Source organism: Paenibacillus validus NBRC 15382 (assembly GCF_004000985.1).
Lineage (GTDB): Bacteria > Bacillota > Bacilli > Paenibacillales > NBRC-103111 > Paenibacillus_G > Paenibacillus_G validus.
Genome location: NZ_BIMH01000091.1, coordinates 1 through 7,856, shown reverse-complemented (window position 1 = coordinate 7,856; position 7,856 = coordinate 1). Strand labels below are relative to the sequence as shown.

The 7,856-nt window shown below is 54.3% G+C and carries 8 protein-coding genes and 1 tRNA gene; all 9 read left to right on the top strand.

The window, feature by feature from the left end; translation table 11 throughout:
- Positions 1 to 506: 506 nt before the first annotated feature.
- The 9 genes from yabN (at position 507) to spoIIE (ending at position 7,746) form a co-directional block, all read left to right on the top strand.
- Positions 507 to 2,015, top strand: coding sequence for a bifunctional methyltransferase/pyrophosphohydrolase YabN (gene yabN / locus PVA01S_RS25850; protein ID WP_127610738.1), 1,509 nt, complete (start codon positions 507 to 509; stop codon positions 2,013 to 2,015).
- A 76-nt stretch (positions 2,016 to 2,091) separates the two neighbouring features.
- Positions 2,092 to 2,364, top strand: coding sequence for an HU family DNA-binding protein (locus PVA01S_RS25845; protein ID WP_127610736.1), 273 nt, complete (start codon positions 2,092 to 2,094; stop codon positions 2,362 to 2,364).
- On the top strand, positions 2,364 to 2,642 hold the full coding sequence (locus tag PVA01S_RS25840) for an RNA-binding S4 domain-containing protein (protein WP_054797894.1): 279 nt from the start codon (positions 2,364 to 2,366) through the stop codon (positions 2,640 to 2,642). The genes PVA01S_RS25845 and PVA01S_RS25840 overlap by 1 nt, the downstream gene beginning before the upstream one ends.
- Positions 2,643 to 2,859: 217 nt before the next feature.
- The gene (gene yabP / locus PVA01S_RS25835; RefSeq protein ID WP_054797895.1) at positions 2,860 to 3,144 is read left to right on the top strand and encodes a sporulation protein YabP; all 285 of its coding nucleotides are present in this window, start codon (positions 2,860 to 2,862) and stop codon (positions 3,142 to 3,144) included.
- Positions 3,141 to 3,716 carry a spore cortex biosynthesis protein YabQ gene (yabQ, locus tag PVA01S_RS25830; RefSeq protein WP_127610734.1) on the top strand — a complete coding sequence of 192 codons (576 nt, stop codon included), beginning with the start codon at positions 3,141 to 3,143 and terminating at the stop codon, positions 3,714 to 3,716. Before yabP ends, yabQ begins: the two co-directional genes overlap by 4 nt.
- A gap of 22 nt (positions 3,717 to 3,738) precedes the next feature.
- Positions 3,739 to 4,068: an FtsB family cell division protein gene (locus PVA01S_RS25825; protein ID WP_054797896.1), complete on the top strand. Its 330-nt coding sequence runs from the start codon at positions 3,739 to 3,741 to the stop codon at positions 4,066 to 4,068.
- Between the two features lie 113 nt (positions 4,069 to 4,181).
- Positions 4,182 to 4,670: a S1 domain-containing RNA-binding protein gene (locus tag PVA01S_RS25820; protein ID WP_054800161.1), complete on the top strand. Its 489-nt coding sequence runs from the start codon at positions 4,182 to 4,184 to the stop codon at positions 4,668 to 4,670.
- A gap of 140 nt (positions 4,671 to 4,810) precedes the next feature.
- Positions 4,811 to 4,884, top strand: a tRNA-Met gene (locus PVA01S_RS25815).
- 417 nt (positions 4,885 to 5,301) lie between these two features.
- Positions 5,302 to 7,746, top strand: coding sequence for a stage II sporulation protein E (gene spoIIE / locus PVA01S_RS25810; RefSeq protein WP_373423942.1), 2,445 nt, complete (start codon positions 5,302 to 5,304; stop codon positions 7,744 to 7,746).
- Positions 7,747 to 7,856 lie beyond the last annotated feature (110 nt).

Below are 7,856 nucleotides of genomic sequence, written 5' to 3'. Positions count from 1 at the left end.
TGCCCCCCCGGGGCCTGGCCGCGATCGTCGCGCTCGGCGGCGTCGCCGTGGGCGGGCTCGCGTATGCGCTCGCGCTGCTCTACTTGCGCGTCGTCACCGCGCAGGATCTCGCGCTCGTCCCGCGCTTGCGCGGCAAACCGCTTGCGCTGCTGCGGCGCTGGCGCCTGGTGCGGTAGCGCGAGCCCCGGGCTTTTGCACTTGCGCTCCACGCGCTGCCCGGCCCAAGCCGAGCCCCGGCTTCTGCGCAATGGCTCCACGCGCTGCCCGCCGCACGCGGTGCCCCGAGCTTTTGCGCTTGCGCTCCACGCGCTGCCCGCCGCACGCGGTGCCCCGGGCTTTTGCGCATTGGTGCCACGCGGTGCCCCGGCTTTGCTCTTTATCGCCGTGCTGCCCTTGCGCCCCACGCAAACTCGCACGTTCACGGGGCGTACGCACTCGTTCTACATACTTACGCGGCCGGCGAGCTGTTCGCGCGGCCGCGCCCAACCAAGGAGGAATCAGCGATAATGACCGCTCAACCGCAAATTACCATCGTCGGCCTCGGAACCGGCGACGAAAACCAGCTGACGCTCGGCGTCTGGCGCAAGCTCGAAGCCGTCGGCAACCGCGGCGGTGCGTTGTACTTGCGCACCAAGGAGCACCCGATGGTCGCGCTGCTGGATCATCACCACATTCGATACGAATCGTTCGATCACATCTACGAAGCGAATGCGGGATTCGATGAAGTGTATGAAACGATCGCCTCCGAGCTTATCGCCCAATCGCAGCAAACGACTGCCGGCGAAATCGTGTACGCGGTGCCCGGTCATCCGATGGTGGCGGAGCGGACCGTGCAGCTGCTCCGCGAACGTTGCTCCCGCGAAGGCGTGCTGCTGACCATGATGGGCGGCGAGAGCTTTCTCGACCAAGCGTTCATGCGGCTCGGCTTCGACCCGATCGAGGGCTTTCAACTGCTGGACGCCACCTCGCTGTCCAGATACAGCTTGAATCCGCGGCTGCATACGCTCATCGGACAAGTGTACGACACGTTCACGGCATCGGACGTCAAGCTGACGCTGATGGAGCTGTACCCCGACGATTACATGGTTACAGTCGGCCATGCGCTCGGCGTCGCCGGGGAAGAACGGGTGCGGGAGGTGCCGCTGTATGAGCTCGACCGCATCGAAGGCTTCGGCAATCTGTCGCTCGTTTGGGTGCCGCGCACGGAACGCGAAGACGTTCACAGCCGCACGTTCAGCCGTTTGCATGAAATCGTGGAGATTCTCCGCAGTCCGGAGGGCTGCCCGTGGGATCGCGAGCAGACCCACAAGTCGCTGCGGCGAAATCTTATTGAAGAAGCCTACGAGGTGCTGGAGACGATCGATGAGGACGACCCGGACCACCTGCGCGAAGAACTCGGAGACCTGCTGCTGCAGGTTATGCTCCATGCGCAAATCGAAGCGGATGAAGGTTCATTCACCGTCTTCGACGTTATCGCGGAATTGAACGAAAAGCTGATCCGCCGTCATCCGCACGTGTTCGGCACGCTGGATGCCGAGAATGCGGAAGAAGCGCTCGGCAATTGGCAGCAGATCAAAGCCGAGGAGAAGCGCAAGAAGGGCATCGATCCGGCGCAGCAATCCGTATTGTCCGGCGTTCCGAACGATCTGCCCGGTTTATTGAAGGCGTACAAGCTGCAGAAGAAAGCGGCGGAAGTCGGCTTCGACTGGAAGACGCTGGAGGAAGTGCTCCCGATCGTCGAATCGGAGCTCGAGGAAGTGAAGGAAGCGATTCGCGAATATACGAGAACGGAGCAGCAGGAGGAACTCGGCGACTTGCTGTTCGCCGTCGTGAACCTTGCCCGATTCCTCAAAGTGGAGCCGGAAGAAGCGATGGCGGATGCCAATCGTAAATTCCGAACGCGCTTCGGTTATATTGAATCGCAGCTTCGTTTAAAAGGCAAAACATTTGACCAAACTGATTTACAAGAGATGGAAGACTTATGGCAGGAAGCAAAAAAAGTTCTGAAAAAATAAGCGGTCTAGCAGGATTTTCCTGATGGGCAAAGAATATTAAGTTCAGCGTTATTTTTATGAGGAGGATTTAGAAACCATGAACAAAACAGATTTGATCAATAGCATTGCAGAGAAAAGCGGACTGACCAAAAAAGATGTTGAATCCGTCTTGAACAGTTTCCTCGGTGAAGTAACCGATGCGCTCGCAGGCGGCGAGAAAGTACAATTGATCGGTTTCGGCACGTTCGAAACTCGCAAGCGTTCCGGCCGCACGGGCCGTAACCCGCAAACAGGTGTAGAAATCTCCATTCCGGAATCCAAAGTTCCGGCGTTCAAAGCCGGCAACAAACTTAAAGAAGCGGTGAAGTAATGCGTCTTGACAAGTTTCTGAAGCTGTCCCGTCTGATTAAGCGGCGCACGGTCGCGAAGGACGTATCCGAACAAGGACGCGTCTGGATCAACGGCCGGGAAGCGAAACCGAGCAGCACGGTGAAGGTAGGCGACGAGCTTACCGTTCAATTCGGCCAAAAGCTGGTCACCGTACGGGTGGAACTGTTGTCCGAATCGACCCGTAAGGAAGATGCGGCCAAGATGTACACCCTGCTGAAGGAAGAAAGAAATGCGCAGGAAACGGATTCATTTTTATAACGGGCGGTTTCACAGCGGTGTTCGTTAAAGGGCTGTCCCTTGTCGGAAACGACAGGGACCGGCTCTTTTTTTTGCATGACGGGTACCGGACTGCCGGGAACCGGCGGATTCCATCCGTTCATAGGTTCTAAACCTCGTCCACCCTCCATACGTTTATAGTAAACAAGCTTTGTGTACGGAAGCGTACGTCCAAAGCGTTCAGGAGGGGGACGAACCCATGTTAGAGCAACCGGGCAAAGTCAAACGGCAGGAAATCAAGATGTTAAACCGGAAGCTGCTCGAAGTATCCGGCGTCTTGAACGTGGAGAGCTTCGACAGCGAGGAGTTTCTGCTTGAAACGGACAGCGGGTATTTAATGATCAGGGGTCAAAATTTGCACATCAAAAACTTGAGCCTGGATCAAGGTTTGGTGGCGATCGAAGGATACGTGAACGAGCTGGCCTATTTGGACGGAAACGCGCAGGGCAAATCCAAAGGGCTGTGGGGCAAGCTGTTTAAGTGACGTTACAAATTCAATTCATAACGCTCGGCATGATGTGTGCGGGCGGATTATCGTTAGGCGGATTGTTCGACGTATACAGGGTGCTTTCTGGCCAGCTGAAAGCGCCTGCTTGGTTGAAAGCCGTCTTGGATCTGGCGTACTGGTTCATCGGTACCTTGATCGTGTTTAAGCTGCTGTACGAGAGCAATTGGGGGGAAGTTCGCCCGTTCATATTTCTGGGTCTGGGCATCGGCATTATCATTTACTTTTTGCTGTTTAGCCGGACGGTGATACGGGTAATTAAGTTTACCATCCGCGTCGTGGTGGCGACGGCAAGAATAGTGCGGAGCATGTTCATGCTGCTTGTAGTCAAGCCGTTAATCGGACTCTATCGATTGACTGTGATCATTTTAGGATTTTTGCTTGCAACCGCTATTTTCCTTTATAAAATTATGTTACAATTAGTATACCCTGTGTGGAAAATGCTGCTATGGCTCTTCAGGCCGCTTGGAAGGTGGATTCGGTTTCCGCTTCCCGCATGGGTGAAGACTACGGGTCAAAGCGTAGCGAACTTCGTTCGCCGGTTCTTTTGATCGATTTAGGAGGATTCGAACCTTGCAGGCAGTCTCTAAAGCAACTCATCCGCAACTCCATAATAAGGGCTCGATTCGTCGGCGCCGCTTGGTGATGCTGATTCTCACTTGCTTTCTGAGTTGGGCCGGCATCACGCTCTGGAATCAAACCGAAAAGATCAACGATCGGAAGGACAAAGTGAGCATGCTGCAGCAGAAGCTGGACGAAACGAAGCAAGCTCAAAGCGATGCGCAGCGCGAGATTACGAGACTGAACGATCCGGAATACGTGGAACAAATCATCCGGAAAGAGCTACAATATGTAAAAGAGGGAGAGACGTTGTTTTATACGCCGCAAACTGCCAAAAAGTAGGATGCCCGTTTTGCGCATACCCTTGTTGACCGTATGAGATGCGTACGTTATAATCGGCGTAGCTTCATTTTCTATTCGTTTTTTAACTATTTAAGGGAGGAACAGTTTACTTTATGGCAATTGAAGTGGGCAGCAAGCTGCAAGGCAAAGTAACGGGCATTACTCACTTTGGGGCGTTCGTTGAGCTATCCGAGGGAGTTACCGGACTGGTGCATATCTCGGAGATCGCGGACAACTACGTTAAAGATGTCAACGATCATCTTAAGCTGAGCGATATCGTCACCGTGAAAGTGATTAATGTCGACAAAGACGGCAAGATCGGGCTGTCCATCAAGCAAGCGGTGGATCGACCGGTAGATGCCGCTCCTCCGACAAGACCCGCTCGTTTCGAAAGACAAGGTGGCGGCGGCGGTGGCGACCGTGGCGGTTTTAACCGTGGCGATCGGGGCGACCGTGGGGGACGTGGCGGTAAGCCTCCCGTAAATCGACTTACCTTTGAAGACAAAATGGCGCGTTTCCTGAAAGACAGCGAAGACCGCATTTCTTCCCTCAAAAAGAATACCGAGGGCAAGCGCGGCGGACGCGGTGCGCGTCGGGATTAACTGAAGCCTACTTCTAAAATAATCAAAGCTGTTCGTGCAGGATCAGGCGCGGGCAGCTTTTTTGCATGCAACTTCCAACAACTCGCAGCCTGTAACGCTTGACAAGCGCTTCCTGACTATTATATACTCATGCTTGTTGCGGCGGCATAGCTCAGCTGGCTAGAGCGTACGGTTCATACCCGTAAGGTCGGGGGTTCGATCCCCTCTGCCGCTATAGAAACAATAAGACCCTGGAAGCGTTGATCGCTCCCGGGGTCTTATTCTGTCATGCCGTCATCCCATTCGCAAAGCGGGACTACTTTTGTCGTATCTTCATTTCCGTCCCCGCAAATCGACAGGTCCTCCTGTAAATACCGCCGATACGTGGACGAACAAAACCGAACAAATCGTGACGTTAAACCGAACATACGTTATTGTAAGCGCTTGCAATTCTGTTTGACACGTGTTTCTTTCATGTTTCGCAAGTGCCCTCATTTTGTCGGAAAAAACATCGGCTGGACTACCTCATTCTGACAAACTTTCTGCTGGACACGCTATATACTAAGTAACACTAATAGTATATGGGTGGTGTTAAACAATTATGCAAAAAAGGCAAATATTTCAACGAATGAGTTCAGCAGGTTCGGATGGCATGCGGCGGATGGGCGACTCGGTAAAAGGCGTTTTTGTGGAGAACCGGCTCGTACAAGCCGTCGTCGCAAGGAAATGGTCGATTCTACTCTTGTTCATGGCATTTCTGCTCGGACGGGCGATGATCCTCGATCAGTTGGCACCGTTCGGGGTCGCCTTTTTTGCCGTCATGTATTTTTTGCGGCGGGAGCTGCTCGTGTGGACGGCAGTTTTTATAGCGGGAGGGAGTTTGTTTTCGGTGGAGCCGATGCATACCGGCTACCTGATCGCGGAGATGGTCGTGTTCCTCCTGCTGCAAAAAGGCGTCGAGCGTTTCCAGCGCTCCGACATCTCTTATGCGCCGGCGATGGTGTTTGCCACTACGTTTTTCGTACGGCTGTTCTCCCACCTCGCGTCGGAGAATCTTAGCTGGTATACGCTGATGATGACCGGGGTAGGGGCGTTGTTAAGCCTGATTTTGACCCATATATTTTTGCAAGCGGTGCCTGTCTTTACGTTAACGCGTAAAAACTACAGTTTAAAAAACGAGGAGGTTATTTGTTTAATCATCTTGCTCGCTTCGGTGATGACGGGAACGGTCGGTTGGATTGCGGGCCCGATGACGCTGGAGCATGTGTTGTCGCGTTACCTGATTCTGCTGTTTGCGCTCGTCGGAGGAGCTCCGCTCGGAGCTTCGGTGGGTGTCGTGACCGGACTGATCCTCAGCTTGGCCAATTCCAGCGCAATCTACCAGATGAGCTTGCTTGCCTTCGCCGGCATGCTGGCCGGTCTATTGAAGGAAGGCAATAGAATGGCCGTTGCGTTCGGCATGCTGCTCGGCTCGTCGATCTTATCGGTGTATCTCGGAAACCAGGCCGATATTATGAGCTCGACCTGGGAGTCGGTGGCTGCCGTAGCTTTATTCCTTCTTACCCCCAAAGGCGTCATTCAAACCTTGGCCAAATATGTGCCGGGTACGCAGGAGAATCTCAAGTCGCAGCAGGATTACGCGAGGCGGGTGCGCGATGTGACGGCGCATCGCGTGGAGCAGTTCTCCGAAGTGTTCCGTCAGTTGTCCCGAAGCTTTAAACAAATTACCGTGGACACCCAGCCGATGCGCAAAGAAGAGGAGGTGGGCCACTTCATGAACTCCGTCGCGGAGAAGTCGTGCTCCGCCTGCTGGAAGCGGACGCAGTGCTGGGACGAACGTTTTTACCACACCTATAAATATATGACGGACATGATGACCGAGGTCGAGCTGCGCGAGACGATGACACGGAAGGATATTCAGCCGGGATGGAAGAAAATATGCGTCAAACCGGACCAGGTGCTCGAAGTGATGCTGCAGCAATACCATTTATATAAGAACGATCAGCATTGGAAGAAACAAATTCTCGACAGCCGTCAATTGGTAGCTGAACAGTTGTCCGGCGTCTCCCAGGTGATGGAGGACCTGGCGAAGGAAATCAAGCGGGAAGGCCAAGAGTTATTCATGCAAGAGGAGCAAATTCGAAGCGCTCTGGAAGAACTCGGGCTGGCCATTCACAGCATCGACATTATCAGCTTGGATGAGGGCAATGTCGAGATCGAAATCATCCATCAATACACGCGCGGGTTTGACGAGTGCCGTAAAATTATCGCGCCGCTGCTGTCGGAAATCGTGGGCGAGCATATCGCCGTGAAGAACGAGCAGGCGCTTGACCGGAAGGACGGGTACAGCACGGTGTTGTTCGGATCGGCGAAAGAGTACGAGGTGGAGACCGGAATTGCGGGGGCGGCCAAGGGGGGCGACCTCCTGTCCGGGGACAGCTTCAGCACGATCGAGCTGGGCAACGGAAAGTTCGCGGTAGCGCTCAGCGACGGGATGGGCAACGGAGAGCGGGCGCGGGCGGAGAGCAGCGCGGCGCTGTCGATCCTGCAGCAGCTGCTGCAATCCGGCATGGACGAGAAGCTCGCTATCAAATCGGTTAACTCTGTGTTGATGCTTCGTTCGTCCGATGAAGTGTTCGCGACGGTCGACGTTGCGCTGATCGATCAGTACAGCGCCAACACGACGTTTATGAAAATCGGTTCGACCCCCAGCTTCATTAAACGCGGCAGCGAGGTGTTTCCGGTGACCGCCAACAATTTGCCGGTCGGCATCTTGCAAGAGATCGACGTGGACTTGGTCAGCGTGCCGCTGAAACACGGCGATATTTTAATCATGATGACCGACGGGATCTACGATGCGCCGGGGCACGCGGTGAATAAGGAGCTCTGGATGAAACGGATGATCACCGAGATCGACGCCGATCATCCGCAGGAATTCGCGGATATCCTGCTCGAACGGGTCGTGCGTTACCATCATGGGGAGATTTATGACGACATGACGGTGGTGGTCGCGCGCGTCGATAAGTTCAGGCCGGAATGGGCGACCTTCCGGACGCCGGGAATGGAGCGGATCGAACGTCCGAGGACGGTCAGTTAAGGAGTGGCGCTATATCGAACTAAACCGCTGGAGCCTCGCTGCTCCAGCGGTTTTCTGCATATAAACCAGTTTAGAATTCTCTCGAATGGAAAAAATAAGAATAATATAAA